Source organism: Dietzia sp. IBK-p2-16D (assembly GCF_057773085.1).
Genome location: NZ_JBYMTL010000069.1, coordinates 1 through 443, shown reverse-complemented (window position 1 = coordinate 443; position 443 = coordinate 1). Strand labels below are relative to the sequence as shown.

General features: G+C 47.2%; 1 protein-coding gene. It reads right to left on the bottom strand.

The annotated features are described in order from the left end of the window. Positions 1-116: 116 nt before the first annotated feature. Positions 117-443 (bottom strand): ferredoxin-like protein (locus AC3DE3_RS17400; RefSeq protein ID WP_488370873.1); only part of this gene is annotated, 327 nt, incomplete at its 5' end.

Here is a 443-nt window from a genome sequence, read left to right as displayed (position 1 = left end):
ACCGACAAAACTTTTAAACTTACTGGAATCTTCGAGGGTAATATTTCCTGTCGTGAGATTGACTCTTAATATATTACCTGTCCAACCGTTAGCCATGATTTTTTCCTTTGCAAGATTCACACAGTAATATCTTTCCACTCGATAATTTTTAACGCCCCTGTTGGGCAGGCGTTTGCGCATTCACCGCATAACACACATTTCGAGGATTTTTTACTTTCGGTATTTACGGTGGCCATCATCCACGGGCATGCCGTAGTACAGGCGCTACAGCCAATACAGCGTTTATGATCGACGGTAATACAGCCTTCTTTCTGCTGCCAGGTAATCGCACCAATCGGGCAGACGTTCATGCATTGCGGCTCTTTGCATTGACGGCAAGTGTCCGCGGTATAGTTGAGATCGCCATACAGGCCGCCGCCAGAGCCAACCCCGTTGTCGCCAAA